A 25,593-nucleotide genomic window follows, 5' to 3' on the forward strand; every position below is an offset into this window, starting at 1 on the left:
GCCCTGCCGGTGGGGCTGTGCGCCTCGCTGGTGCCGTGGTGGCGGTCGGGCAGCCCGACGCTCGCCCTGGCGGGCGTGGTGTGGGGCGGGTGCGCGCTGCTGTCCGTGCTCGTGCTCGCCGGGCCCTGGCGCCGCAGCCGCTTCGGCCCCGTCGGCGTCTCCGCGGCGCTGATCGCGGTGATCATCCTGGCCGAGTCCGCGTTCGGATCGCGACTGCAGCTCTCCTCCCCGCTCGGGGCGCAGCCGATCTCCGGCGGGCGCTTCTACGGCCTGTCCAACCACCTCTTCGGGATGGTGCTGGCCGCGGCGATGATGGCGCTGCTGTGCCTGTTCACGGCGGTGCGCACGCCCCGGGCGCGGGTGCTGTGGACCGTCGGCGTCGGGCTCGCCGTCGCCGCGGTGTGCGTCGCGCCGTCGATGGGTGCGGACTTCGGCTCGGGCCTCGCCACGGTCCCGGCCTTCGGCCTGCTCGCCCTGCTCGTCTCCGGGATCCGGCTGCGGGTGTGGCACGTGCTCGCCCTCGGCGTCGGCGGGGCGGCGGCGGTGCTGTCGGTGTCCTTCCTGGACTGGCTGCGCCCGCCCGAGGACCGCACTCACCTGGGGCGCTTCATCGACGAGCTGCTCAGCGGCGAGCTGCTCTCCGTGATCGTGCGCAAGCTCGCCCAGAACATCGCCATGGCCACCGGGTACTGGGCGCTCGCGCTGGTGCTGGTGCTCGCGGTGCTCGCCTCGATCGCGATCCTGATGCCGCGCCGGCTGCGGTGGCGGCGGCTCGCCGCGCTCGATACGGCCCAGCCCGTCGCGCACCGGGTGCGGATCGCGCTCGTGGTCGGGGCGTGGGTGGGCTACGCCGTCAACGACACCGGGCCGGTGCTGATCGCCGCGATGCTCGGGATCTGGCTCGCGCTGCTGCCGCCGACGCTGCCGGACCCGCTCCCGGCCGACGGGGCGACGGAGCAGCGCGTCTGATCAGCTGTTCTCGGCGTCGACCGCGGCGTGCACGACCAGGGAGGTGTACTCCTCGGGCGTGAGCGGCGCGGTGAGCGAGGCGGGGATCTGCGGCTCCCCCACCTGCAGGTGGGAGGCGATGATGACCGCGTGCGCCGGCTCGAAGCGGCCCTCGACGGGCGCGGCGTCCAGACGCTCGGCGAGCTGCTCGAGATCGGTGCCGGCGAGATAGACGACGTCGTCGGGCGCGAAGTCGCCCTCGACCTTCAGGGCGCGCAGCAGCGCGTCGAGCTCGGCGGGGTCCACATCGCCCAGCGCCCGGGTCTCGTCGTCGGAGAACTCGCCGTCGACGGGGAGGTCCGCGAGGGTGAGCCGTCGCTGCTCGGCGAGCTCGGCGTCCGGCTCGTCGAGGTCCGCGAGGCCGGCCCAGACCTTCGCCTCGTCGTGGTCGGCGCCGCCGACGGGGAGGGGTGCGGGGTCTCCGGCCGACGGGGCGGGAGCCGCCTCCGACGGAGACGGCGCTGCCGCGACCTCCTGCTCCTCGGCCGGTGCCGGGAGGGCCGCGGGTGTCTCCTCCGCGTCCTCCTCCGGCTCCGGGCTCAGGTGGCGCGTGCGGGCGAGCGCGCGCAGCACGTCGCGCAGCTGGGCGGCGCGGTGCAGGCGGCCGCGCAGGTCGTTGCCGGTGGCGCGGTGGTGGAGGTCGGCGGGGATCTCCTTGACCCAGAAGCCGGCGGTCAGCGCGTCGATCGTCAGCGAGGTCTCCACGCCCCATCCGGGGGCGAGGGGCTGGCAGGCGTCCCAGGTCTCGCGGGTGATGCAGCGGGTGCCGGACAGCGGCTGCGTCGCCTCCCAGCCGGTCGCACGGAGGATGCCGCGGCGGGCGGTGCGCACCACGACGCCCATCCCGCCGGCGCCCGACTGCGGCGGCAGCAGCGCGATCGCCATGTCGACGCCCTCGCCGAGGACCGCCTCGACCAGCGGCTGCGCGGCAGCGGCGCTCTCCCCCATGTCCGCGTCGAGGAAGAGCAGGGCGCGGGGCTCGGAGGCGCGGTCGTCGATCACGGGCAGCGGGCCGGTGTGGCCGGGCGAGCGGGGTTCGGCGTGCAGCTCCTCGGAGAAGTCCTCCCCGCCGTCGGCCCGCTCGGCGCCCTCCTGGATCGCGACCATCTGCGCGCCGGTCGCCATCGCCGCGGCCTTGCCGCGGTTGGTCTTGTGCCGCACCACCAGGGCGTCGGCCCCCATCGCCACGGCGGAGGTGGCGTCGGACGAGCCGTCGTCGACGACGACCACCAGGTCGACCCCCGGGATCCCCCGGGCCGACGCGATGGTCGCCTCGATCCGCTCCGCCTCGTTCTTGGCGGGGATCACGACGGCGACCCGCTCGGGGCGGTGCGCCGTCAGCGGCCCCGCGGCGCTCATCGCAGCGTCACCTGACGGGCGACGATCCCGCCCCGGGCGCGACGCTCCATCGCGGTGAGCGGCTCGGTGGAGGTCAGCGCCTCCTCGAAGCGGGCGCGGAACGCCTCGGCCTCCGCCTCGGCGGCCTCGACCCCGGCGCCCTTGGGCAGGTCCCAGACGGGGATGGACAGGCCCTCGGCGCGGAAGGAGCCGACGTACTTCGCGCCCTCGCAGAGCGCGGACTCGCGGCGGGCGTGCAGGCGGGTGACGGCGTCGATGACGCGATCCTCGTCGGCGTCCAGCACCCAGCGCACGTGCTCCTTGGGGCCGGCGTCGACCCAGTAGGCGTGGGGCAGGCCCTCGACCGGTCGGGTGGGCATGATCGAGTCGTTCGCCTGGGTGATCGCCTGCTCGATCTCGCCGGTGCGCTCGGCGCTCGGGTCGAGCCAGAACTCGAAGGTGTCCTGGACCCGGATCGCGAAGTCGCCGGAGAGGTCCAGCACGTCCTGCAGGCGCGGGGAGTCGTCCTCGAGGGTGACGGAGGTGATCGGGCTGCCGGGCTCGAGCGCGACCGCCTGGCGGATCGCCTGACCGAGCCCGCGGGAGAGGTCGCCGCCGGGGAACGGGGCCTGCACGCCGACGGTGACAGTGCCGTCGGTGCGGCGCACGGCGGGCCAGGCCATCGGCAGGATCGTGGCGAGCTCGACGTCGACCGCGCCGTACTCCTCGGTGGTCCTCGCCGACATGGTCGCCGCGGGGATCAGCTGGCGCATCGCGACCAGGTCCTGCTCGTTCGGGAGGCCCTCGAAGGGGCGACGGACCAGCTCGTTGCGCGAAGGGGAACTCATGGCGGGGAGTCTACCGATCGGGAACGTGCTCCATGACGATCTCGGCCGCGTCCTCGGGGTTCGGGCCGACGACGGTGGAGCCGCAGCGGGAGTGGAGGCGGCGCGCGGCGGGCCTCCCACTCCGAGGCGTCGATATCCCGCATCTCGTTCACAGGTGCGTCCCCGCGTCCATCAGCTCCCGCGCGCACTCCTCGAGCTCGCGCGGCTCGACGCCGTCGAGCATGTGCAGGGCGAAGTCGGCGCTGAGCCGCTCGAAGAAGAGCGTTCCGCGCACCGAGTTGCCGTGCAGGTCCAGCTGCGGGGCGTAGCTCGCGACGCCGAAGCGGGAGGGCAGGGCGGCGATGATCCCGCCGCCCACCCCGGACTTCGCGGGCAGGCCCACGTCGCTGACCCAGTCGCCGGCGTTGTCGTACATGCCACAGGTGAGCATCACCGAGAGCACCTGACGCGCGGCGACGCGGGAGAACACCTCCTGGCCGGTGAGCGGGTTCGTGCCGCCGGAGGCGAGGGTCGCCGCCATGACGGCGAGGTCGGTGACGGTGGTGAGCACCGAGCAGCCCTCGATGTAGCCGTCGACCACCTCGATCGCGTCCTCCGTCATCGAGCCGGCGGCGCGCAGCATGTAGGCCAGCGCGTAGTTGCGATCGGCGCTCTTGAGCTCCTCGCGCCAGGTGACCTCGTGCGGTGCGAGCGGCCGTCCCGCCGCGGCGTCGAGCACCGCGCGCAGCCGCTGCGTGCGCTCGGCCTTGGTGGTGCCGAGCATGGCGTGGGTGCGGATCGCACCGATGTTGACCAGCGGGTTCTTCGGCTTGCGGGTCACGCGGTCGATGCTGAGCGCGTTGAACTCCTCCCCCGTCGGCTCCTCGTCCACGACCGCGTCGACGTAGTCCATGCCGTGCAGGTCGATCGCGGCGCCGTAGGCGAAGGCCTTGGAGATCGACTGCATCGGGAAGGCGTGGTCGGTGCCAGCGGCGGTGATCTCCCCGTCGATCGAGCAGACGGCCACGCCGAGGTGGTCCTCGCGCGCGCCGGAGAGGAAGGAGAGGGAGGGGATCTCGCCGTCGGTCTCGGCGCCGCCGACGATGCCGCGGTCGGGCCGGTCCGCCTCCGGATCGGCCGGTGCGGTCGCCGTGGACAGGGCCGTGGTGAGTCGGTCGAGGTACAGGGACAGGGAGGTCTGCGCGTCCGTCACGCCCCGACCGTACCGCCCGCGCCTCACGGGGCGAGAACGCCGCTCGTGACCCGTCGCACCGCCGCTGCTCGACACCGATGTCGGCCGTGACGGGCTGCAAGTTCTTGCAGGCTCCTCGAAGCTGTTGAGCAGACTCCTCTCAGGCCCTAGGGTCGATGGCGGGCGCGGCCGCACCGACGCGGCGTCAGCACTGCAAGATCTTGCAGAGCGGCGCCCCTCCCGCCCCCGGACAGAGGAGTCCCCCGCATGTCCCCCTCCCCCGCCCTGCGCCGTCCGCTGGCGCTGCTCACCGCACTCGTGACCACCGCGGCCGCCGCGCTCGTCGCCGCCCCCGCCGTGCAGGCGCTCGCCCCCGACCAGCCGGTGCTCGCCGGCTCGCTCCAGGACGAGCTGGGCTGCGCCGCGGACTGGACGCCGGACTGCGAGGCGACCGCGCTCGTGCTCGACGCCGCGACCGGGAAGCACACCTTCACCACCGACGCGCTGCCAAGCGGGACCTACGAGGTGAAGGTCGCCGTCGGGTCCTGGGACGAGAACTACGGTGTCGGCGGCGCCCCCGGCGGGGCGAACTACACCTTCTCGACGCAGGAAGGGGCTCGCGTGAGCTTCACCTACGACCCGGCCACCCACGAGCTCGCCATCGATGCGGGCGACTCGCTCGTCGCGGGCGACGGGCAGATGCTCGGCCACCTCGTCGACACGGACACGATCGCCTGGCCCGCGGAGCTCGTGACCGATGCGGAGGCGACGCGCTGGGAGCTGTTCACCGCGCCCGGCGGCGGGATCTCCGCCGACGGCGACGAGGTCACCGGCGGGAGGAGCCTCGGCGAGCTGACCCTGCGGGACGGCGACCTCGTCGAGGACGAGCTCGTCGGCCGCGCGCACCTGGCCGGTCACCTCGCCCTCGACCTGCCCGAGCTCGAGCGCGGAGTGCTCGAGAAGGCGCTGCGCGGCCAGCTGGTCGTCGCCCAGCACGGCACGGACGGACTCGAGGTGCTCACGGGGCTGCAGATCCCCGGCGTGCTCGACGCGCTCTACGCCGAGGCCGCCGCGGAGCAGCAGCTCGGTGCGAGCTGGGAGGACGGCGCGCCGAGCCTCGCGCTGTGGGCGCCGACCGCCCGCTCCGTCACCCTGCAGCTGCACGGCCCGGCGGAGTCCGCGACCGACCCGTCGGACCCCGTGCGGACGTACCCGATGCGGCGCGGCGCGGACGGCACGTGGACGTTCGAGGGCAGGAAGCACTGGGCCGGCCAGGCCTATACCTTCGCGGTCGAGGTGTACGTGCCCGCCCTCGACCAGGTCGTCACCAACGTCGTCACCGACCCGTACTCCGTGGGCCTGACCGTGAACTCGACACACTCGGTGCTCGTGGACCTGGACGACCCGCGCTGGGCGCCCGAGGTGTGGACCGACACGCCCGCCCCCGAGGTCGCGCAGTTCGCCGACCAGACCATCTACGAGATGCACCTGCGAGACTTCTCCGCCGGCGACGAGGCGCTGCCCGAGGGGATCCGCGGCTCCTACGCCGCCGTCGGCCACCCGGACTCGGCCGGCTCCGCGCGCCTGCAGGAGCTCGCCGAGGCGGGCATGACCACCGTGCACCTGCTGCCCACCTTCGACATCGCCACCATCGAGGAGGACCGCGCCGCACAGCTGCGCCCGGACATCCCCGCCGACGCCGGCCCCGCCTCCCCCGCGCAGCAGGAGGCCGTCGCGGCCGTCGCGGGCGAGGACGCCTACAACTGGGGCTACGACCCGCTGCACTACATGGCGCCCGAGGGCTCGTACGCGACCGAGGGCCACCAGGTCGGCGGCGAGCGCACCCGCGAGTTCCGCGCCATGGTGGGCGAGCTGCACGGCATGGGCCTGCAGGTCGTGCTCGATCAGGTGTACAACCACACCGCCGCGCACGGGCAGTCCGAGCGCTCGGTGCTCGACCGCATCGTCCCCGGCTACTACCAGCGCCTGGACCTCGCCGGCGGCGTCGAGAACTCCACCTGCTGCTCGAACATCGCCACCGAGCACACGATGGCGCAGAAGCTGATGGTCGACTCGACCGTGACCTGGGCGCGGGACTACGGCGTCGACGGCTTCCGCTTCGACCTCATGGGCCATCACAGCCGCGAGAACATGCTCGCCGTGCGCGAGGCGCTGGACGAGCTGACCCTCGAGTCCGACGGCGTGGACGGCAAGGACATCTACCTCTACGGCGAGGGCTGGGACTTCGGCGAGGTCGCCGGCAACGCCCGCTTCACCCAGGCCACGCAGGGGCAGCTCGGCGGCACCTCGATCGGCACCTTCAACGACCGGCTGCGCGACGCCGTCCACGGCGGCAGCCCCTTCGACACCGACAAGCGCACCTCCCAGGGCTTCGGCAACGGTCTCGCCACCATGCCGAACGGCCACTCAGAGGTGGGCGAGGCCGAGCAGCTGACCGACCTGCGCCACCGCACCGACCTGATCCGACTCGGGATGGCGGGCAACCTCGCCGACTACGAGCTGCTCGGCTCCACCGGCGAGGTGGTGCGCGGCGATCAGCTGGACTACAACGGCGCGCCGGCCGGGTACGCGACACGGCCCGAGGAGACGGTGAACTACGTCGACGCGCACGACAACGAGGCGCTGTACGACATGAACGTGTGGAAGCTGCCGCAGGACGCCCCCATGGACGTGCGCGTGCGGATGAACACGCTCTCGCTCGCGACCGTGGCGCTGGGCCAGTCGCCCTCCTTCTGGGCCGGCGGCACCGACCTGATGCGCTCGAAGTCCCTGGACCGCGACAGCTACGACTCCGGCGACCACTTCAACGCCATCGACTGGACCGAGCAGGACAGCGGGTACGCGAACGGCCTGCCGCCCGAGGGCAAGAACGGCGAGGCCTGGGACCTGATGGTGCCGATGCTGGAGGACCCGGCCAAGAACCCCGCCCCCGAGGACATCGCGTCCAGCAGCGAGGTCACCCTGGACCTGCTGCGCCTGCGCTCCTCCACGCCGCTGTTCACCCTCGGCGATGCGGAGCTGATCCGCCAGAAGGTCACCTTCCCGAACGCCGGTCCCGAGGCGACCCCGGGCCTGCTCGTGATGCGGATCGACGACACCGTCGGCCCCGACGTCGACCCCGCCCTCGACGGCGTGGTCACCGTCTTCAACGCCTCCGACGAGCCGCTCACCGAGCAGATCGAGCACATGGCCGGGCTCGGCTACACGCTGCACGAGGTGCAGGCGGACGGCGCCGACGAGGTCGTCAAGGGCGCGAGCTGGGACGCGGAGACCGGGACCGTGAGCGTGCCCGCGCACACCGTCGCCGTGTTCGTCGCCGAGCAGGGCACGGGCGAGGACGGGAAGCGCACGGGACCGCCGGAGCACGCGGGGCAGAAGGGTCGCCCCGCGCACGCCGGGGAGCAGGGCCCGCCCGCGCACGCGAACGGCAAGGCGAAGGGGCGCGCCGCGGGCGAGGGGTGAGCGGGAGCGCTCAGCCGTCGCAGGCCGAGGGGTCGACGGGCACGCCGGACAGGCGGATCACCGTCTGTCCGGGGACGGAGTACAGCTGGAGGCGCGCGCCGTCGGGGCGTGTCGTGTCGTAGCCGTAGGCGGGGGCGCCGCTGCGGCGGCCCGTGTCGCCCACGGCGTCGAAGCCGTGGGAGGCGAGGACCTCGTCGACGGCCTCGGCGCGTCCGCTCCAGGACGGATCATCCGCCAGGATGCCGAGTCCGGGATCGCGTCATGCGGCGCGGCGGAGCCTGTCGCCATGGACAGCGCTGCAACGAGACGGTCGAGGTACAGGGTCAGGGAGGTCGGTGCGCTCGTCACGGACCGACCGTGCCGCCCTGCGCCTCGTCCCTCTCATTCCGGCGGGTCGAAGGTCCCGCGGTCGGTGCGGAACGCGCGCCGGCGGGCGTAGGCGTGGACCGCCTCGAGCTGCTCGAACTGGTGCAGTGCCTGCTCGGCGAGCTCGCGGAACCCCTCCTCGTCCAGTCCGAGCTCCTGGGCGTTGTCGGCGAGGGTGAGCCAGCTGCCCCGTTTGCCGATCACCGCGCTGCGCATCAGCTCCGCCTCGAGCACCATCGTCATCGGGGAGCGCGCGACGAGCCGCCCGTTGCTCTTCAGACGGCCCGCATGCTCGCCGAGCCAGGCCGCGGCCTGCCGGTAGCGCCGGCGTTGCAGTCCGAGGTCGTCGATCAGCTGGTGGAGGAAGCGCCGCTCGGCACGGATCTGCTCGGCGATCGAGGAGAGCACGGGATGGACCGGCGTCTCCACGTAGTCGGCCGCCATCCGGTCGATGCGGGATGCGCCGGCGGCGGCCCCGGTGAGGTGGTCGGAGAGGTAGAGCCCGAGCAGCCCGGTGTCGATCCGCGGCGAGGCCCCGGCGTCACCGCCCGCGCCCTCGCCCGCGGAGGTCCCGTCGACCGCGAGGCGCGCCCGTCGGCTGTCGCGCGCACGCATCGGCACCGAGCCGGTGCCGCGGCCGTCGGCCATCCCCTCGAGCAGCTCGGAGAGGGCGTCGGCGGCGCTGTGACGGGGGCGCCAGCCCAGCTCGCGGTCGGCGCGGGCGTTGTCCATCACGGGGACGTTCATGCCCATGTCCAGCCATCCGGGGTCCGCGGCGACCAGACCTGCTCGGTGCGCTGTGGCGATCGCGGCGCGCACCGCGGGTACGGGAAGCTCGATCGCTCGCCCCGTGCCCACGAGGTGGGCGAGGTCCTGCACGTCGAGCACATCGTCCGCGCAGATGTTGAAGGCGCCGGGCACCTCTGCCACGGCCGCGGCGGCGTACGCCTCAGCGACGTCGCGGGCGTGCACCGCCTGGATCCGCAGCCCGCGCGGCAGCGGGAGCAGCGGCGGCCGCCCGGCGCGCAGCAGCTGCACGGGCATCCATCGGCCCAGGAAGTAGCGCTGGATCTCGGAGCCGGCGTCCCCCTGGAAGATCAGCGCGGGGCGCAGGCGGGTGAGCGTCATCGCGGGGTGCATACGCTCGATCTCGTCGAGGACCTGCTCCTGGGCGACCTTGTCCACGCTGTAGTGGGAGGTGCGCACGCCGCCCGTCGGCCACGACTCGTCACGGACCTCCCGTCCCGGGGACGGAGAATAGGCACCGACCGAGGAGGCGACCACCAGCGTGCCGACCCCCGCCTCCGCGGCGGCCCGGCCCACGTGCGCCGTCCCCTCGACGTTCACCCGGCGCAGGAGGTCCCGGTGAGAGTTGGGCTGGATCAGCCAGGCGAGATGGATGACGGCGTCCGCTCCACGCAGCGCCTCGGTGAGCTCGGCGATCGCCTCCTGCGCAGGCGTCGCACCCCCGATGTCGATCGCGGCCCACTCCGCGCTCGCGTACGGCTCCTCGGTGCGCACGGGGAGACGCCGCGCGATTCCGAGGACCGAGGTGACCTCGGGCCGGCGGGCGAGGGCTGCGAGCACCTCGGTCCCGACGTTCCCCGTGGCTCCGATGACGGCGACTCTCACGGCGTGCTCCTCCTCTGCCCACCGAGTACGCGGTGGGGCGATGGCACCTGCGGTCTCGTCCCAACCTAGGTCGCCGGGACCGCGCGGAGAAGGGAAGGGCTCGGACGCCGACCGCTCGGTCTCCTCCCGGACCTTTGTCCGGCCGCGCCGGATCTCGTTGCCACCCCTCCCCCGCCGGGGTACCGTCATCGCACCTGTGGCACGAACGACGACGAGGTGGATCGTGAGCGAGGCAGGATGACCGTCACCGACTGGTCGCCGACGGATTCCGACTACCAGGCCCAGCTGCGGCGAGCGCACGAGGATCTGCGCGCGAGCACCGTCCCGGACGAGGCGCCGTGGCCGGTGCGCGCCCCGGTGCTGGACTCCTGGCGACGCTCGCTGGCCGCGCTGCCCGACGGCACGGGCACCGCGCGCGCCGTCCTCGAGGGGACGAGCTCGCCCGGGTGCGCCGCGCGCATCCCTTCTCCGCGATGCTGCCGCTGCTGCGCTCGCGACTGATCGAGCCGGCCGTCGACGCGGGGCTCGTGGTCGCGCTCGGCGACGCGGAGGGCCGGCTGCTCTGGGTCGAGGGCCGCTCCTCCGTGACCTCCCGGGCCGATGCGATGGGCTTCGCCGCCGGCGCCGACTGGTCCGAGCCCGCGATGGGCATCTCCGCCCCGGCGCTCGCGCTCACCACCGGGTCGCCCACCCAGGTGGTGGGCGCGGAGCACTTCCACGAGGCGGTGCATCCGTGGAGCTGCAGCGCCGTGCCGGTGCTGGGCCCGCGCACCGGGTCGACGATCGGGGTGCTCGACGTCACCGGCAGCGCGGACGCGGTCGCGCCCCTGGTGCTGCCGCTGATCCGCGCGACCTCGCGCGCTCTCCAGGCGGAGCTGCGCGCACAGGGCGCGGGACGCGCCCCCGCCGAGAGCACCGTCCGCGCCGAGGTGGTGCGCCTGCGGCGCGTGCTCGAGCTCCTCCCCCGCCCGGGCCCGGTCCGCGTCTACCCTGGGAGCGGGAGCGACCCTCGCTCCGGCGCGACGAGGCGCCGACCGAGAGGAGAGGACCATGCCGCACCTGCTCGACGTCCCCGGGACGATGCGCTGGATCCGACGCGACGGCATCGAGAACATCCTCGCGGGGATGGTGAGATATCTGGAGTCCGACCTGCTGCGCTGGGAGGAGTTCGAGAAGGTCCCGCGACTGGCCAGCCACAGCGCGCACGGGGTGATCGAGCTGATGCCGACCAGCGACGGATCGCTGTACTCCTTCAAGTACGTCAACGGCCACCCGCACAACCCCGCCCGTGGGCTGCAGACCGTGACGGCCTTCGGCGTGCTCGCCGACGTCGACAACGGCTACCCGATCCTCCTCTCCGAGATGACGCTGCTGACCGCGCTGCGCACCGCCGCGACGTCGGCGCTCGCCGCGCGGGAGCTCGCCCTGCCCGGCGCCCGCGTCCACGCCCTGATCGGGGCGGGCTCGCAGGCCGAGTTCCAGGCGCTCGCGATGCGGACCGTGCTCGGGATCGACCGTCTGCGCGTGCTGGACCTCGACGCCGCGGCGGTGGAGAAGGTGCGGCGCAACCTCGTCCCTCTCGGCTTCGAGATCCACGCCGCGAGCTCGATCGAGGACGTGCTCGAGGGCGCCGACGTGGTCACCACCTGCACGGCGGACAAGGCCCGGGCCGCGGTGCTGCACAGCGAGCAGGTGCGCCCAGGCATGCACCTCAACGCCATCGGCGGCGACTGCCCGGGCAAGACCGAGCTGGACCCGACGATCCTCGAGGAGGCGCGAGTGGTGGTCGAGTACGAGCCGCAGACCCGGATCGAGGGCGAGATCCAGCAGCTGTCCGCCGACGTCGAGGTCACCGAGCTGTGGCGGATCCTCGTCGGGGACGCCTCGAGCCGCACCTCCGACGCCGAGGTGACGGTGCTGGACTCCGTCGGCTTCGCGCTCGGGGACTTCTCGGCGCTGCGCTGCGCGCTGGACGCGACCGAGGGCACGGACCTGCTGGGATGGGTGGACCTCGTCGCCGACCCCGACGACCCGAAGGACCTCTTCTCCCTCGTGACATGACGACAGCCGGCGTCCTGAGCAGGACGCCGGCCATCGGCATGCAGTACGTGCGCGAGGGGTCAGTCCTCCGCGGGAGTCGCGCTCGGGGCACTGGGCGCGCTCTGCGCGCTGCGTCCGCCGACCCGCGTCCGGTGACCGCCGCGACCGATGCCGCCGCGGGTGCGGGTGAGGCGGTAGTCGATGCGGTCGTCGACCAGCGAGGCGATCTCGTCGGTCGAGGCGTGGGTGCGGCTCACCTCGTCGGTGATGTGCGCGGTGACCCGCTCCAGGCGGGCGAGCCGCTCGTGCTCGGAGAGCACCGCCCGGTCCAGGCTGAGCGCCTTCACCAGCGCCACGCACATCAGCAGCAGGATCACGCTGAACGGCAGCGCGGTCATCAGCGAGCCTGCCTGCAGGGAGGTCAGGCCGCCCGAGAGCAGCAGCGCCGCGGCGAGCAGGCCCTCGAGCAGCGCCCACAGCACCCGCGACCACATCGGCGGGTTCGGGTGGCCTCCCGAGGCGAGCATGTCCACGACGAGTGAACCCGAGTCGGAGGAGGTCACGAAGAAGACCGCGACCAGGACGATGCCGAGCACCGACAGCAGCTGGGTGGCAGGGAACTGCTCGAAGATGCGGAACATCGATTCCTCGGCGGTGATGTCACCGAGGTCGCCGGCACCGAACCACTGGCGGAACAGGCCGTTGCCGCCCCAGATCGAGAACCAGATCATGCCCACGAGGGTGGGGACCAGCAGCACGCCGGCCACGAACTGGCGCACGGTGCGGCCCTTGGAGATGCGGGCGATGAAGACGCCGACGAAGGGGGCCCAGGCGATCCACCAGCCCCAGTAGAACAGGGTGTTGCCGCCGAACCAGCTCTGCGCCTCCTCGGAGCGGGTGTACGCGCCGACGTCGAGGGTCAGGTGGAAGACCTCGCTGAGGTAGATGCCGAGGGACTCCACGAAGTTCTGGAAGATGAACACGGTGGGGCCGAACAGCAGCGCGGCGACGGCGAGCAGGCCCGCGAGGGTCAGGTTGCCGTTGGAGAGCCACTTGATGCCGGCGCCGACGCCGCTGACCACGGAGAGGGTCGCGATGAAGGTGATGACGATGATCAGCACGACCAGGAAGTTCGTGGTGACCTCGTCGACCAGGCCGATGACCTGCATGCCGGCGGCGATCTGCTGGGCGCCCAGGCCCAGCGAGGTCGCGATGCCGAAGACGGTGCCGAAGATGGCGAGCACGTCGATGACGTCGCCGATCCAGCCCTTCACCCGGTCGCCGAAGATCGGCTCGAGGGCCCAGCGGATGGAGACGGGGCGGCCGCGGCGGTGCATCGCGTAGGCGATGGCCAGGCCGATCACGGCGTAGGCGGCCCAGGGGTGCAGGCCCCAGTGCAGGAAGGTCTGCGCCATCGCGAGGCCCGAGGCCTCGACGCCCTCGACGTCCCAGCCGGGCTTCGGCGCGGTGGTGGTGTAGCTCAGCGGCTCGGCCACGCCGTAGAAGACCAGGCCCACGCCCATGCCGGCGGAGAACAGCATCGCGAACCAGGACAGCAGCCCGAACTCGGGCTCGTCGTCGTCCCGGCCGAGGCGGATCGAACCCCAGGAGGACAGCGCGACGATGATCGCGAAGGCGACGAAGACCCCGATGGCCAGCATGTAGAACCAGCCGAGGTTCGCCACGATCCAGCCCTGCGAGGTCTCCATCACGTTGCCGGCGCTCTCGGGGAACAGCACCGACAGCAGGGCGACGCCGAGGATCACGGCCATCGCGGGCCAGAACACGGCAGGCGCGATCGTGCCCTTGCTGATGCGCGCGCCCTGTCGGCGCAGCTTCTCGGTGATCTCGTCGTCGGAGTCGTCGGTGGCGATCTGCTGGGACCGGGGGAGATGAACGGTCCTGGGGAGCTCTTCGGGCCATGCGGAGATGTCGGAGCCCTGCGAGGCCGCCTCCGCTCCCTGGTCGTGACCTGAGCTGCTCATAGCGGTCCCTTCTTGTCGACTATCGGATTCCCACCAACTGTGCAGGATGCCCAGGGTATGTCGAGAATAGGTCGATCCGGAGTCCGAAGGTCAGACAACCGGCATCTGCGCAGTTCAGCACGCGTCCACGCGCGGTCGCGCCGTCCGACGCGACGGTCGGGGAACTCACATGCCCGACCCGGCGCACGTGGCTCATCACACTCGCGAGCGCCAGAGCAGCCAGACCGGGTACGGCGCCCGGATCAGCGAGAGCTTGAGCCCGGCGGGCACTCGGGCGGGGGCGATCAGGGTGCGTCCGAGCACGTCCGCGAGGGCGACCAGGCCCACGAAGCCGACGACCCCGACCGTGAGCACGCGGGTGCGCTCCAGTCGCACCTCATCGCCGGCGTCGAGCAGGCTCCTGATCCTGGTCGGCGCGCCCGTCGGCCGGGCCGCGCTCGGTGCCGGTGAGGCGGCCGATGCCGCGCATGCCGTGGAAGACGACCAGCGCCGCCACCGTCCCCAGCGCGATGCCGGTGAACGCGAAGCCGCCGACCTCCCAGTGCAGGTCCGCGATCGCGATGACGAGGGCGACTCCCGCGGTCATCTGGTTCACGGGACGGGCGAAGTCGACCTTCCCGTCGATCCACATGCGGAAGCCGACGATCGCGATCAGCCCGTAGAGCACGAAGGTCACGCCGCCGAGCACGCCCGGTGGGATGGTGTTGATCAGCGCGCCGACCTTCGGGGAGAGGGACAGGCCGATCGCCACCAGGCCCGCGACCCAGTAGGCGGCGGTGGAGTAGACGCGGGTCGCGCTCATGACGCCGATGTTCTCGCCGTAGGTGGTCGTCGGCGAGCCGCCGAAGGTGGCCGAGAGCGCGGTCGCGGCGCCGTCGGCGAAGAGGGTGCGCCCCACCATGTGGTCGAGGTTCTTCCCGGTCATGGTGCCGACGCTGGTCACGTGGCCGACGTTCTCCGCCAGCAGCACCACGATCACGGGCAGGAAGATCGGCAGCAGGCCGAGATTGAACTCCGGGTGGTGGAACTCGGGCAGGCCCAGCCAGGCCGCCTCCCGCACCGGGGTGAAGTCGACCTCGCCGCGGGCGAGCGCGATCAGGTAGCCGACGACCACGCCGACCAGCACGCTGATGCGTCCCAGCAGCCCGCGGAACAGGGCGGTGCACAGCAGGATCGCGATCAGGGTGAGGGTCGCGGTGACCGGGGCCTGCGAGAAGTTGTTCTGGTACGTGGTGGGCACCAGGTTCAGGCCGATCAGGGCGACGATCGATCCCATCACCACCGGCGGCATGAGCCGGCCGATCCAGCCCGTGCCGATCCGCTGCACGAGCAGGCCCAGCAGGGCCAGCAGCACGCCGGTGACGAGCACCCCGCCGAGCGCGGCGCCCATCGAGTCGGCCTGGGTGGAGGCGGTGATCGGGGCGATGAACGCGAAGGAGGAGCCGAGATAGCTGGGCACCCGGTTCCGCGTGATCGTGAGGAACAGCAGGGTGCCGATGCCGGAGAAGAGCAGCGTGGTCGAGGGCGGGAAGCCGGTGATGACGGGGACCAGGAAGGTCGCGCCGAACATCGCGATGACGTGCTGGGCGCCGATCCCGATCGTCAGCGGCCAGGCGAGCCGCTCCTCGGGCAGGACGATCGCGTCGGGGGCGACGGTGCGGCCGTCTCCGTGCAGGCTCCAGCGGAACATGGTTCTCCAAGGGGGGAGGGACGGCGCCGGCGCAGCCGGCCGGCGGGCCGGTCAGCGGCCGGGGAAGATATTCCGCTCGGCGGTGGCGTCGGAGACGTCCGGGACCAGGTCGAGGAGGGAGACGCGACCGTTGTCGCGGGCGCGGAAGTCGGCGAACATGCGGGTGATGTCCGGGGCGCCGAACTCGTCCCGCACGGGGGCGGGGACCGTGAGCATGAGCGCGGTCGCGATGCCGAGCACGAGGGCGACGCCGCCGGTGACCAGGCCCGCGCCGCTCGCGGTCGCGATCGAGCTGACGATGACGTCGAGGAAGCCGACGACGACCAGGACGAGCGAGGCGACGACCCCGCTGGCCCGGGCGCTGACCGCGGGGCGGGAGAGCAGCGCGGTGCGGCCGAAGACGGAGACCAGCACGAAGCAGGCGCAGACCGCGGCGTCGACCAGGTGGAGGACGGGGCCGCCGGGGCGGGGCACGGAGGTCGCCGCGAGGGCGCCCATCAGGTGCCACAGCACCGCGGCGGAGTGCATCAGGGCGCTGAGCTCGAGGGCGCGCACCGAGTACACCAGCCAGTCGGTGCGGCGGAACGACAGCGGCATGGAGCGCACGAAAGAGCGGGAGATCATCAGCCCCAGCGCGGCGAAGAGGAAGGGCAGGTAGACGAAGCCGCGGGCGACGCTGATCGGGGCGGCGAACTGCAGCCCGAGGGTGTTGTCGGCCAGCGCCGCGATCGCGAGAGCGGCGACGACGGCGGTGGAGAAGACGTACCAGGAGCGCTCCCGGCGCAGCGCGGCGGCCAGCACCACGGCCAGCAGCAGCGCGGAGATCAGCGTGTTCGCGAAGGTCATCAGCGAGAACGCCCAGCCGGTGGTGAACAGGCGGCCGACGATCATCACCAGCGCCAGCAGCAGCGCGGCGGCCGCGGCGGTCCCGACCCCGAGGAGCAGCCGTCGAGCGGCGCGACGAGCCCGCTCCTGCGGGAGATAGCCCTCGTGGGCGCGCGGCTCGATGCCGAGGATCGCGCCGAGCAGCAGCAGGGAGACGCCCACGCCGACCCCGACGGGGGGTCCGTCGGGCAGGGGGTCGAAGAGCACCGGGAGGGAGAGGACCAGGTCGGCGCCGAGCACGAGCAGGGCGATGACGAGGGCGGGGGCCATGCCCGCCACGCGCAGCGTCCGGATCGCGCGCAACGGCGGCGCGGCGGGGACCCAGCGCAGGGCGTGGACGGCGACCAGTCCGGCGAGCGCGACGCCGATCGAGATCCGGCCCAGCAGATCCAGGACCGGGTTGTCCGCGACGGTGAAGGTCGTGGTGAGGGCGGAGGTGAGGCAGATCAGGGCGAGCACGTCGCGCAGCGCGTCGAACAGGCCCAGGTCCTTGAAGCGCTCCGGCAGCTGGAAGCCGGCGATCGGGATCTCGTCGTCCTCGGCGTTCGGGGTGGTGCCCGAGCGGGCATAGGAGACGACGCGGGGGCGGGCGAGCGGGGCGACGGTCTCGGCGTCAGCGCCGTCGGCCCCGTCGGAGCCGTCCTCCTCGCCCTCCACCACGGGGATCGCGCCGGTGACCGCGTCAGGCTCGGCGCCGGGGCGGTCCTGGTCCGGCAGCGCCGGACCCTTCCCGCGGCGTGCCAGCAGCGGCTGGGCGTAGCGGTCGAACTCCTCGCGGCCGGGAAGGCGGTCGGTCGGGAGGCTGTGGGGGTCGTCGATGGCGAAGATCCAGTCGGCGTCCTGGTCCTCCTCCGAGCGCGGATCCCTGTCCATCGACCTTCTCTCCTGCTGTTCGTCGCCCGGACGGTCGCCCGGGTGCAAGCCTGCCCCCCGCATCCTAGGGAGCGCGGGGGCGCAGGGGCCGTCGGCACGCCGTGGGATCTTCGCTACAGGTGCAGGCGCGTGGCCAGCTCCTGCCGCACCGCGCCGCCGCGCACCGTCAGCAGCAGCACGATCGAGAGCACGCTCAGGCCGCCGCAGATCGCCGAGGGGATCACGGTGCCCACCCAGCCCAGCGCCAGGAACACGATCGGAGTGAGCCCCAGCAGCACCGTCAGCCCGAGATAGACGATGTAGTCGCCCACCTGCATCCGCACCGCCCGCACCGTGATCACCAGCCCGATCAGGGAGGCGGCGCACAGGATCGGCACCACGAAGGTGAGGGACCAGGCGTCCCAGCCGCTCAGGTAGTCCCAGTACACGCAGACGCCGCCGGCGAGCGCGACGAGATAGACGATGAACTTCGCGAGGTTGCGGCGCTTGCCCACCGCGACCAGCACCACCAGCCAGGTCGCGACCACGCCCAGCCACACCGAGCGCAGCGCCCCCAGGCCCTGCTCCTCGGGACGGAACAGCAGCTGGGCGAGGAAGGACAGTGCGATCACCGCGAGCGAGGTCAGCGTGAGCACGCGCAGCACGCGGCGGCGCCGGAAGCGCAGCGGCACCGCCGGATAGGGGCTCGGCGAGGCGGTGCCCTCGAGCGTCGCCGCGCACAGCGGGCAGCGGGTCCACTCCCCCTCGACGCCGACCGCGCAGTCGGGGCATCTCCTCATCGGCCGACCTCCGCGAGCTCCGCCTCGGTGGTCCGGGACGCGGCCACGGACACCTCGATGCCGGCCTCGGTGAGGATCCGCGCGTACTCCCGCACGTGCTCCGTCTCCACGAAGGGCGAGGTGAAGGAGATCGTGAGCAGGCCGGCGTGGGAGATGGCGCAGAACTGGGGCCGCGCGGCGGAGACGTGGAAGAGCATCCGGCCGACGTGCGGGGCGGCGGCCTCGGGCAGCGTCACCCGGCCCAGGTTCGAGATCGCGACGGTGAGCGAACGGTTGTTCGCCCGGTTGGCCAGCCCCAGCAGCACGTCCTTGAGCGGGCGGGGCACGATCCGGGCCAGCGGAGCGCGCTCCACCCGGATCAGGCGGCGCAGCCTCCCCTCGAGCGCCTCCGGCCTCGCCTCGGCGCCGAAGTCCTGCTGGAGCCGCCGCGCGACCTCGCCGAGGGAGTCGCCGCCGGCGCCGTAGGTGTGGGAGACGGTGATCGTGGCGAAGAAGTTGCGTGCCGAGTCGGAGGGGAAGAACTGGCGCAGGTTCACCGGCACCGAGGCGGCGAGGGTGCGGGCGCCGCGGGCGTCCCGCTCCAGCGCGCCGGTGCGGCGGATCGCCTCGAAGAACGCGGCGGTGAGGAACATCGACATCGCCACGCCCTCCCCCTTCGCGAGGGCGAGCACGGGCGCCACCGGCATCGTCAGCTCGAGGACGCGGGTGCGGTGGTCGGGGGTGCGGGTGCCGCGCAGGCGCAGCACCCGTCGCGGCGCGAGCGAGGCCGGGTCGGGGGTGTCGGAGTCCTCTCCCGCAGGCTCCTCCGCGATCTCGGGCTCCTCCTCCTCGGCGCGCAGCATCGCGGAGACGGCCTCGCGGCTGAACTCCTCCTCGTGCGCGGCCCGCTCCTGCTCCTCCCGCGCCCGGGCGGCGCGCTCGGCCCGTGTGCGCCGACGGAAGTGGTGGGCGAAGGAGTCGGCGGCCAGCTCGTGGACCTCCAGCTCGTCCGAGCCGGCCGCGTCCGCCGTGCCCTCGGGGGCGAAGCGGCGACGGCAGTACTCCTCCAGCAGTGCGGCGAGGAACCACAGCGCCCCGGTCCCGTCGGAGAGGGCGTGGAACACCTCGAGGCTCACCCGGCGGCGGTGGTGGACGACGCGGAACAGCAGGGTGCGGCGGTCGGCCTGGTAGATCGGGGCGCAGGTGTGCTCGGTCTCCGGCTCGAGGACGGGGCGGAGGTCGCTGTCCTGGAGGTAGTACCAGAACACGCCGCGGCGCAGCACCGCGTGGTAGAGCGGGAAGCGCTCGTAGGTCACGTCCAGGGCCTCCTGCAGCAGCGCCGGGTCGACCTCGTGGTCCAGCTCGGCGGCCATGCGGAAGACCTTGGTGTCCACGTCGCTGCGGGCGGCGAGGAAGATGTTCGAGGCGTTGTCCAGGCGCACCCAGTGCCGTCGCCGGACCGGCAGGGAGAGCTTCACGGCCCCTGCTCCAGGAACTCGTCGATCACCACGTACGCCTCCTTCAGGGGGCGCGCGAAGCGGGGCAGGGTGATCACCCCGTGCAGCGCCTCCTCGAGGCGGTGGACGCGCACCCGGTTCCCGGCCGCGGCGAGCGCCCGGCCGTAGGCCTCCCCCTCGTCGCACAGCAGGTCCAGGCCCGCGCTGAGCACGAGGGTGTCCGGCTGTCCGGAGAGGTCCTCAGCCATCAGCGGGGCGACCAGTCGGCTGCGGCGCAGCGCGGGGTACGGGACGTACAGGTCGAGATAGTCCTGGACCTCCGTGCTGGTGAGCCGGTAGCGGTCGCCGAGCCGGCGCACGGACTCGAAGGGGGAGGTGGCGGGGTCGTGGTCGTAGTGGGTGACCGGGTAGAGCAGGATCTGGCGCGAGGGGATGCGGTGGCCGCTCTCGCGCAGCAGCAGCGAGACGGCGGCGGCGAGGTTCCCTCCCGCCGAGTCCCCGACCAGGACGATCCGGTCCGGGTCCGTCAGACCCGCCCGGCCCGGGTCCTCCAGCAGGCCGCGCGCGACGCCGTAGCAGTCCTCGAGCCCGGCGGGGAAGGGGTGCTCGGGGGCGAGGCGGTAGTCGACGGAGGCGACGCGGCAGCCGGTGAGGTCCGCCATGGTGGCGCAGGCGGGGGTGTAGCTCTCGATGTCGCCGGTGACCCAGCCGCCGCCGTGGAAGAACAGCAGCAGGTCCTCGCGGCGCCGCTCGGTCGGCGCGAACACCCGCACCGGCACGCGGTGCCCGTCGGGGGCGTCGGAGAAGGTGTCCCAGGTGGGGGTGCGGTAGCGGGCCGTCGGCAGAGAGGCCAGACGTCGCTGGAGGGCGCGGACGCGCTGGTAGTCCTCGCGCAGGTCGAAGCGGCCGGCCCGGGCGACCGCCCGCAGGGCCAGGCGCAGCAGGGCGCTCACGGCCGCAGCTCCCGCTTCTCCCCCGCGAAGCGGATCGCGGGCCCCGCCTCGGCGCCGCCCTGCCCCATCTCGACGACGGGACCGATCAGCAGGCGGTGGGTCGCGGCGTCGACGCCCTGCTGGATGCGCAGCGCGAAGTGGGCGAGCGCGCCGGGGAGGATCGCGTCCCCGTCGGCGGTGCGCCCCGCCTCGATCCCGGCGAGCATCCCCTGCAGCGGCGCGCCGGGAGTGCCGAAGCGGTCTGCGAGCGCCTGCTGGTCCTCGGCGAGCAGGCTCAGGCAGCAGTGGCCCGCCTCCTCCACCGCCTCCGCGGCGCGGGAGAGCCCGTACAGGGCCAGGCCCATCGTCGGCGGGTCGTAGGAGATGTCGAGATAGGAGTCGACGGTGACGAGCAGGTCGTGGGGCCCCTGCCGGGTGCTGACCACGGCCAGGCCCACGGCGAGCAGGTCGCTGAGGCGGCGGTACTCGTCCTGGTCGACGCCGTGATGCGCCATGCTCACCGCGCGGTGGGGAGCATGCGGGCGCGGGCGGAGTCCGCGCCGAGGATCTCCTTGCCGAAGGGGAAGCAGGTCACGGGGATCAGCTTGAGGTTCGCCCACGCGAGCGGGATGCCGATGATCGTGACGGCCTGGGCGAGCGCGGTGACGACATGGCCGAGCGCGAGCCACCAGCCGGCGATCACGAACCAGATCACGTTGCCGATCGTTCCGGCGGCGCCGCCGCGGCCGGTGTCGACGACCTCGCGGCCGAAGGGCCAGATCACGAACCCCGCGATGCGGAAGGACGCGAGTCCGAACGGGATCGTGACGACGAGGAGGCAGGCCAGGATCCCGGCGACGAGATAGCCGAGGAAGAGCGACCAGCCGGCGGTCAGCAGCCAGACGATGTTCAGGACCAGGCTCAGGAGGGAACGCATGGGGCCAGGGTAGGCACCGCTGCTGTCCGCGGCCAGGGGGCTGTCCCCCGACCGTGCGGGAGGGCCACTACCCTGGGACGCATGCCAGCTCCCGAGATCGCGCTGACCGAGCGCTTCCAGTCCGCCTTCGCCGCCGCCTTCGGGCCCGAGTTCGCGGACGCCGATCCGATCATCCGCCCCTCGCAGTTCGCGGACTTCCAGTGCAACGCCGCGATGGGACTGGCCAAGCGCCTCGGCCGCAAGCCCCGCGACATCGCCGCGGACATCCTCGCCGCCGTGGACCTCTCGGACATGGCGGAGGCACCGGAGATCGCCGGTCCCGGCTTCCTGAACATCCGCCTGCGCACCGACTGGGTCGCCTCGCAGGCCGCCGAGCTCGCGGCCGACGCCCGCCTCGGCGTCCCCTCCCCGGAGCGGGCGGACACCGTGGTGCTCGACTACTCGGCGCCGAACGTCGCCAAGGAGATGCACGTCGGCCATCTGCGCACCACGGTCGTCGGCGACTCGATCGCTCGCACCCTCGAGAAGCTCGGCCATACCGTGGTGCGCCAGAACCACATCGGCGACTGGGGCACCCCCTTCGGGATGCTCATCGAGCACCTCCTCGAGGTGGGCGAGGACAGCGCCGAGGCGGAGCTGCTGACCACCGACCCCAACGCCTTCTACCAGGCGGCGCGCGCGAAGTTCGACGCCTCCGAGGCCGCCGCCGACGGCGGGTCCGGCTTCGCCGCGCGAGCGCGTCGGCGCGTGGCGACCCTCCAGTCCGGGGACGCCGAGTCGCTGCGCATCTGGACGCACCTGGTGGGGCTGTCCAAGGAGTACTTCCACCGCATCTACGAGATGCTGGACGTGACGCTGACCGACGAGGACCTCGCCGGCGAGTCGACCTACAACGACCAGCTCGAGACCACCTGCACCGATCTGGAGACCGCCGGGATCGCCCGGATCTCCGACGGGGCGCTGTGCGTGTTCCCGGAGGGCTTCACCGGGCGCGACGAGCAGCCGCTGCCGCTGATCATCCGCAAGTCCGACGGCGGCTACGGCTACGCCACCACCGATCTCACCGCGATCCGCCATCGCGTGCGGGACCTCGGGGCGGACCGCATCGCCTATGTCGTCGGCACCGCGCAGGAGCTGCACTTCCGGATGGTGTTCGCCACCGCGCGGGAGGCGGGCTGGCTGCCTGACGAGGTCGAGGCGACCCATGTGAAGATCGGCTCCGTGCTCGGCGAGGACGGCAAGATCCTGCGCACCCGCTCCGGCGCCTCGCTGCGGCTGATGGCGCTGCTGGAGGAGGCGGTGGCGAAGGCCCGCACCGTCATCGACGAGCTGCGCCCCGACCTCTCCGACGAGGAGCGCGAGCAGATCGCGCACGCGATCGGGATCGGCGGCGTGAAGTACGCCGACCTCTCCACCGCGCACGACTCGGACTACACCTTCGACCTCGACCGGATGCTGGCGCTGACCGGCAACACCGCGCCCTATCTCCAGTACGCGGTGGCCCGGATCCGCTCGATCGGCCGACGGGCCGAGACGGCCGGCGTCACCGCTGCGGCCGCGCCCCTGGTCGTGAACGACGCGGAGCGGGCGCTCGCGCTGCAGCTGCTCGATTTCGGCCCGGTCCTCGCCTCCGTCGGCGCGGAGTACGAGCCGCACCGACTGTGCGCGTATCTCTTCTCCCTCGCGCAGGCGTTCACCGCCTTCTACGACGCCTCCCCGATCCTCAAGGAGGACGACGCGGAGGTGCGCGCGGGCCGTCTCGCCCTCGCGCAGCTCGCCGAGCGGGTGCTCGTCGAGGGCCTCGACGCGCTCGGGGTGGAGGCGCCGCAGCAGATGTGAGGGCACCCCCGGGGAGGCATTTCGGACATCCCTCCCCCGTCGTGACCGAACCGTGTCCGCCGTTACCCAAACGTGCCCCAGTCCGGCGGTCGATCCCTGGTCAGAGCCAGGATCTGCTTCCTACGCTGAGACGGTGTCCACGATCCGCTCGGCCCATCGCGCCCTGTGGGGCGCCTATGCGCTCCTCGCACTGGTCCACCTCGGCGCGCTCCTGGCCGACGCGGATCTGATCGGCCGGATCACCCAGCCGATGTTCGACCCGCTGCTCATCGCCGTGGTGCTCACCGCGGCCCCGTACCGCTCCCGCACGACGGGGCTGATGCTCGGTGCCCTGGCCTGCGCATGGATCGGCGACAGCGTGGGGCAGGTCCCCGTCGAGGGCAGCGGGATGCTCGCCGTCGTCGGCTTCCTGGGCGCGCTGATCTGCTACTCGGCCGCCCTCGTGCCGCTGTGGACCCGTTCCCGCGACCCGATGCGCATCGCGCTCGCGATCCCCTACGGTGCCGTGGTGGTCGGGCTGTTCGTCGCCTGCGCGGACGGGGCCGGCTCCCTGCTGCCGATGGTGGCCGCCTATGCGGTGGCGCTGGCGACGATGGCCTTCCTCTCGGCCGGCGGCAACGGCCTGACCTGGACGGGAGGCACCCTGTTCCTGCTGTCGAGCTCGCTGCTGGGGATGGACTGGTTCCTGCCCGGCGCCGCGATCGCGTTCAGCACGGAGCTGGTGATGCTGACCTACCTGGTGGGCCACGCCCTGCTCGTGGCGGGGCTGGTGCAGGCGATGCCGCGGCACCGCTGGACCGTCGCCGCCCCCGCCCCCTCGCTCGTGATCGTCGAGGGCTGACGGGGCCGCTCAGCCCTCCCGGCCCTCCTGGCCCTTCCGGCCCAGGGCGCGGCCGATCAGCTCGGACTGCTCGCGGTGCAGCCGCTCGATGTCCTCGCCCTTGCGCGGGATCAGCTGCAGCCCGAGGCGGCCGCCGATCTCCCGATAGGCGACCTCCTCGCCGTTCTCCTCGAGCTGGAGCCGCGCGACCCGCGCGTCGGAGGCGAAGAGGTCCTTCTGGCCGACGCTCAGGTGCAGCGGCGGCAGGCCCTCCAGGCCCCGGTTGATCGGGGAGAGGTCCGGATCGTCCAGCGGGGTGCGCCCGGCATAGCGGCGGGCCGCATCGCGCAGCAGGCGCCGCTCGTGCACCGGATCGGACTGGTCCGTCTCGCTCATCCACGCGGCGGACAGCTCCAGGTCCAGCCAGGGCGACATCAGCACGATCGCGGCCGGGGCGGGCACCGGCGCGAGCGCCTCGGACTCCTGCTCGACCAGTCGCCGCGCGACGACCACGGCGAGCCCGCCGCCGGAGTGCTGGCCGCTGAGCACCCACGGGCCCTCGCCCAGCCGTCCGTCGGCCGCGAGCGCGGCGAGGACCGCCTCGACGTCGTCCCGGGCGACGGGGTGCTGGTGGTCGGGGGCGTTGCGGTAGTCGACCATGAGCCCGGCGCAGTCCTGCGCCTCGACCTGCCGGGAGAGCCACGCCCAGTCGCTGGTGAAGGGGCCCGAGACGTAGGCGCCGCCGTGCAGGTGGATGATCAGCCCGTTACCGCGGTGGTGGCGGTCCAGCCAGACGGTGCGGGTGCGGCCGATCATCTCCTGCTCGATCGCATGGGACTTCAGCACGTGCGAGGGAGGCTGCGGGCTGCGGGCCTCGCGCAGCGCCTGATGGGTGAGGGCGGAGGGGATCGGGATCCTCGCGGCGGCGCGAGCCCCCGTCACCACGGCGTCTCGGATGCGACCCATCGCTTGCCCTCCTGTCCGCGGCCGCTCGGGCCGCCTCTGTGCCGGTCCGCCCAGGCTAACGACCCCGCCTGGACGGTGCGGGAGCGGCACCGGCCGGGCTCCGTCCCGCCGGTACGCTTCGAGCATGCCTGAGACCTCCGCCCCCGCTCCCCTGCTGGTCCTCGTCGCGATGCCCGAGGAGGCCGCGCCGCTGACCTCCCGCCTCGAGGACCCCGCCCCCGTCGAGGTCCCCTTCCCCGCCCCGGTCGCGGCCGTCCGCGGTCGCCTCGGCGGGTCCGAGGCCGTCGTGGTCACCACCGGCATCGGCGTCGCCGCCGCGACCGCGGCCGCGACCTGGGGCGTCCTCACCCTCTCCCCCGCCCTCGTGGTCGCCGCCGGCTCCTGCGGCGGCCTCGCCGCCGACGTGGAGGTGGGCACCGTGATCGTGGGCGAGACCTTCGCCTGGTCGATCGCGGACGCGACCGCCTTCGGCTACGCCCCCGGGCAGCTGCCCGGCGGGCCCGAGCGGATCGTGGCCGAGACGGCCTGGGCGGACCGGGCCGAGCGCGCCGCCCGCGCCGACGAG

General features: G+C 73.1%; 20 protein-coding genes and 2 pseudogenes. 7 read left to right on the plus strand and 15 right to left on the minus strand.

Annotation, left to right across the window (positions count from 1 at the left end; all coding sequences use genetic code 11):
- Positions 1-969, plus strand: a pseudogene (locus HMPREF3159_RS00580) (hypothetical protein); the annotation flags it as partial.
- On the opposite strand, the gene HMPREF3159_RS00585 reads toward HMPREF3159_RS00580, so the two are convergent.
- From HMPREF3159_RS00585 to glsA, 3 genes are all read right to left on the minus strand, one after another.
- Positions 970-2,367 (minus strand): glycosyltransferase family 2 protein, encoded by a 1,398-nt coding sequence (locus tag HMPREF3159_RS00585; protein WP_070499080.1) that lies wholly within the window; start codon positions 2,365-2,367, stop codon positions 970-972.
- Complete coding sequence (locus HMPREF3159_RS00590; protein ID WP_070499081.1) at positions 2,364-3,194, minus strand: DUF5926 family protein; 831 nt, start codon at positions 3,192-3,194, stop codon at positions 2,364-2,366. Before HMPREF3159_RS00590 ends, HMPREF3159_RS00585 begins: the two co-directional genes overlap by 4 nt.
- 148 nt (positions 3,195-3,342) lie before the next feature.
- Positions 3,343-4,386 (minus strand): glutaminase A, encoded by a 1,044-nt coding sequence (gene glsA / locus HMPREF3159_RS00595; RefSeq protein ID WP_070499082.1) that lies wholly within the window; start codon positions 4,384-4,386, stop codon positions 3,343-3,345.
- 246 nt (positions 4,387-4,632) lie between these two features.
- On the opposite strand from glsA, the gene pulA reads away from it, so the two are divergent.
- The gene (pulA, locus tag HMPREF3159_RS00600; protein ID WP_083305726.1) at positions 4,633-7,848 is read left to right on the plus strand and encodes a pullulanase-type alpha-1,6-glucosidase; all 3,216 of its coding nucleotides are present in this window, start codon (positions 4,633-4,635) and stop codon (positions 7,846-7,848) included.
- 10 nt (positions 7,849-7,858) lie between these two features.
- On the opposite strand, the gene HMPREF3159_RS17290 is transcribed toward pulA, so the two are convergent.
- Positions 7,859-8,011, minus strand: coding sequence for a hypothetical protein (locus HMPREF3159_RS17290; RefSeq protein WP_168165355.1), 153 nt, complete (start codon positions 8,009-8,011; stop codon positions 7,859-7,861).
- Positions 8,012-8,229: 218 nt separating this feature from the next.
- Positions 8,230-9,846 (minus strand): NAD-dependent epimerase/dehydratase family protein, encoded by a 1,617-nt coding sequence (locus HMPREF3159_RS00605; protein ID WP_070499083.1) that lies wholly within the window; start codon positions 9,844-9,846, stop codon positions 8,230-8,232.
- Positions 9,847-10,083: 237 nt separating this feature from the next.
- On the opposite strand from HMPREF3159_RS00605, the gene HMPREF3159_RS00610 reads away from it, so the two are divergent.
- Together HMPREF3159_RS00610 and HMPREF3159_RS00615 are read left to right on the plus strand one after the other, a co-directional pair.
- The gene (locus HMPREF3159_RS00610) at positions 10,084-10,347 is read left to right on the plus strand and encodes a hypothetical protein (RefSeq protein ID WP_070499084.1); all 264 of its coding nucleotides are present in this window, start codon (positions 10,084-10,086) and stop codon (positions 10,345-10,347) included.
- A gap of 549 nt (positions 10,348-10,896) precedes the next feature.
- Entirely contained in the window at positions 10,897-11,907 is a 1,011-nt protein-coding gene (locus tag HMPREF3159_RS00615; RefSeq protein ID WP_070499085.1) for an ornithine cyclodeaminase, read from the plus strand.
- 59 nt (positions 11,908-11,966) lie between these two features.
- On the opposite strand, the gene HMPREF3159_RS00620 is transcribed toward HMPREF3159_RS00615, so the two are convergent.
- From HMPREF3159_RS00620 to HMPREF3159_RS00660, 9 genes are all read right to left on the minus strand, one after another.
- Positions 11,967-13,871 carry a BCCT family transporter gene (locus HMPREF3159_RS00620; RefSeq protein ID WP_070499086.1) on the minus strand — a complete coding sequence of 635 codons (1,905 nt, stop codon included), beginning with the start codon at positions 13,869-13,871 and terminating at the stop codon, positions 11,967-11,969.
- A gap of 195 nt (positions 13,872-14,066) precedes the next feature.
- The gene (locus HMPREF3159_RS00625) at positions 14,067-14,246 is read right to left on the minus strand and encodes a hypothetical protein (RefSeq protein WP_141748005.1); all 180 of its coding nucleotides are present in this window, start codon (positions 14,244-14,246) and stop codon (positions 14,067-14,069) included.
- 1 nt (position 14,247) lies between these two features.
- Positions 14,248-15,561 carry a uracil-xanthine permease family protein gene (locus tag HMPREF3159_RS00630; RefSeq protein WP_070499087.1) on the minus strand — a complete coding sequence of 438 codons (1,314 nt, stop codon included), beginning with the start codon at positions 15,559-15,561 and terminating at the stop codon, positions 14,248-14,250.
- Positions 15,562-15,612: 51 nt separating this feature from the next.
- A complete protein-coding gene (locus HMPREF3159_RS00635) occupies positions 15,613-17,319 on the minus strand; it encodes a DUF7937 domain-containing protein (protein ID WP_070499088.1) in 1,707 nt (568 codons plus the stop codon).
- 113 nt (positions 17,320-17,432) lie between these two features.
- Complete coding sequence (locus HMPREF3159_RS00640) at positions 17,433-18,098, minus strand: DUF6320 domain-containing protein (RefSeq protein WP_070499089.1); 666 nt, start codon at positions 18,096-18,098, stop codon at positions 17,433-17,435.
- The gene (locus HMPREF3159_RS00645; protein WP_070499090.1) at positions 18,095-19,555 is read right to left on the minus strand and encodes an alcohol acetyltransferase; all 1,461 of its coding nucleotides are present in this window, start codon (positions 19,553-19,555) and stop codon (positions 18,095-18,097) included. The genes HMPREF3159_RS00640 and HMPREF3159_RS00645 overlap by 4 nt, the downstream gene beginning before the upstream one ends.
- Positions 19,552-20,487, minus strand: a complete 936-nt coding sequence (locus HMPREF3159_RS00650) for an alpha/beta hydrolase (protein ID WP_070499091.1) — start codon at positions 20,485-20,487, stop codon at positions 19,552-19,554. Before HMPREF3159_RS00650 ends, HMPREF3159_RS00645 begins: the two co-directional genes overlap by 4 nt.
- Positions 20,484-20,981 (minus strand): flavin reductase family protein, encoded by a 498-nt coding sequence (locus HMPREF3159_RS00655; protein WP_070499092.1) that lies wholly within the window; start codon positions 20,979-20,981, stop codon positions 20,484-20,486. Before HMPREF3159_RS00655 ends, HMPREF3159_RS00650 begins: the two co-directional genes overlap by 4 nt.
- Positions 20,982-20,983: 2 nt before the next feature.
- Positions 20,984-21,403 carry a YccF domain-containing protein gene (locus HMPREF3159_RS00660; protein ID WP_070499093.1) on the minus strand — a complete coding sequence of 140 codons (420 nt, stop codon included), beginning with the start codon at positions 21,401-21,403 and terminating at the stop codon, positions 20,984-20,986.
- Positions 21,404-21,484: 81 nt separating this feature from the next.
- On the opposite strand from HMPREF3159_RS00660, the gene argS reads away from it, so the two are divergent.
- Together argS and HMPREF3159_RS00670 are read left to right on the plus strand one after the other, a co-directional pair.
- Positions 21,485-23,242 (plus strand): arginine--tRNA ligase, encoded by a 1,758-nt coding sequence (gene argS / locus HMPREF3159_RS00665; RefSeq protein WP_070499094.1) that lies wholly within the window; start codon positions 21,485-21,487, stop codon positions 23,240-23,242.
- Positions 23,243-23,375: 133 nt separating this feature from the next.
- Positions 23,376-24,083 (plus strand): lysoplasmalogenase family protein, encoded by a 708-nt coding sequence (locus HMPREF3159_RS00670; protein WP_070499095.1) that lies wholly within the window; start codon positions 23,376-23,378, stop codon positions 24,081-24,083.
- Positions 24,084-24,092: 9 nt separating this feature from the next.
- Here the strand turns inward: HMPREF3159_RS00670 and HMPREF3159_RS00675 are convergent, their stop codons facing one another.
- On the minus strand, positions 24,093-25,028 hold the full coding sequence (locus HMPREF3159_RS00675; RefSeq protein WP_070499096.1) for an alpha/beta hydrolase fold domain-containing protein: 936 nt from the start codon (positions 25,026-25,028) through the stop codon (positions 24,093-24,095).
- 124 nt (positions 25,029-25,152) lie between these two features.
- Here HMPREF3159_RS00675 and HMPREF3159_RS00680 point away from each other — a divergent pair.
- Positions 25,153-25,593 (plus strand): annotated as a pseudogene (locus HMPREF3159_RS00680) (5'-methylthioadenosine/S-adenosylhomocysteine nucleosidase); the annotation flags it as partial.

The sequence above is a fragment of the Brachybacterium sp. HMSC06H03 genome (genome assembly GCF_001807385.1).
Classification (GTDB): Bacteria; Actinomycetota; Actinomycetes; order Actinomycetales; family Dermabacteraceae; genus Brachybacterium; species Brachybacterium conglomeratum.

What these genes read in the sequence shown, in the direction of transcription:
- HMPREF3159_RS00615 (WP_070499085.1), top strand. Translation starts at nt 10,897, where the DNA reads ATGCCGCACCTGCTCGACGTCCCCGGGACGATGCGCTGGATCCGACGC.
- HMPREF3159_RS00620 (WP_070499086.1), bottom strand. Translation starts at nt 13,871, where the DNA reads ATGAGCAGCTCAGGTCACGACCAGGGAGCGGAGGCGGCCTCGCAGGGC.
- HMPREF3159_RS00590 (WP_070499081.1), bottom strand. Translation starts at nt 3,194, where the DNA reads ATGAGTTCCCCTTCGCGCAACGAGCTGGTCCGTCGCCCCTTCGAGGGC.
- HMPREF3159_RS00675 (WP_070499096.1), bottom strand. Translation starts at nt 25,028, where the DNA reads ATGGGTCGCATCCGAGACGCCGTGGTGACGGGGGCTCGCGCCGCCGCG.
- HMPREF3159_RS00630 (WP_070499087.1), bottom strand. Translation starts at nt 15,561, where the DNA reads ATGTTCCGCTGGAGCCTGCACGGAGACGGCCGCACCGTCGCCCCCGAC.
- pulA (WP_083305726.1), top strand. Translation starts at nt 4,633, where the DNA reads ATGTCCCCCTCCCCCGCCCTGCGCCGTCCGCTGGCGCTGCTCACCGCA.
- HMPREF3159_RS00660 (WP_070499093.1), bottom strand. Translation starts at nt 21,403, where the DNA reads ATGCGTTCCCTCCTGAGCCTGGTCCTGAACATCGTCTGGCTGCTGACC.
- HMPREF3159_RS00635 (WP_070499088.1), bottom strand. Translation starts at nt 17,319, where the DNA reads ATGGACAGGGATCCGCGCTCGGAGGAGGACCAGGACGCCGACTGGATC.
- HMPREF3159_RS00585 (WP_070499080.1), bottom strand. Translation starts at nt 2,367, where the DNA reads ATGAGCGCCGCGGGGCCGCTGACGGCGCACCGCCCCGAGCGGGTCGCC.
- HMPREF3159_RS00655 (WP_070499092.1), bottom strand. Translation starts at nt 20,981, where the DNA reads ATGGCGCATCACGGCGTCGACCAGGACGAGTACCGCCGCCTCAGCGAC.
- argS (WP_070499094.1), top strand. Translation starts at nt 21,485, where the DNA reads ATGCCAGCTCCCGAGATCGCGCTGACCGAGCGCTTCCAGTCCGCCTTC.
- HMPREF3159_RS00640 (WP_070499089.1), bottom strand. Translation starts at nt 18,098, where the DNA reads ATGAGGAGATGCCCCGACTGCGCGGTCGGCGTCGAGGGGGAGTGGACC.
- HMPREF3159_RS00610 (WP_070499084.1), top strand. Translation starts at nt 10,084, where the DNA reads ATGACCGTCACCGACTGGTCGCCGACGGATTCCGACTACCAGGCCCAG.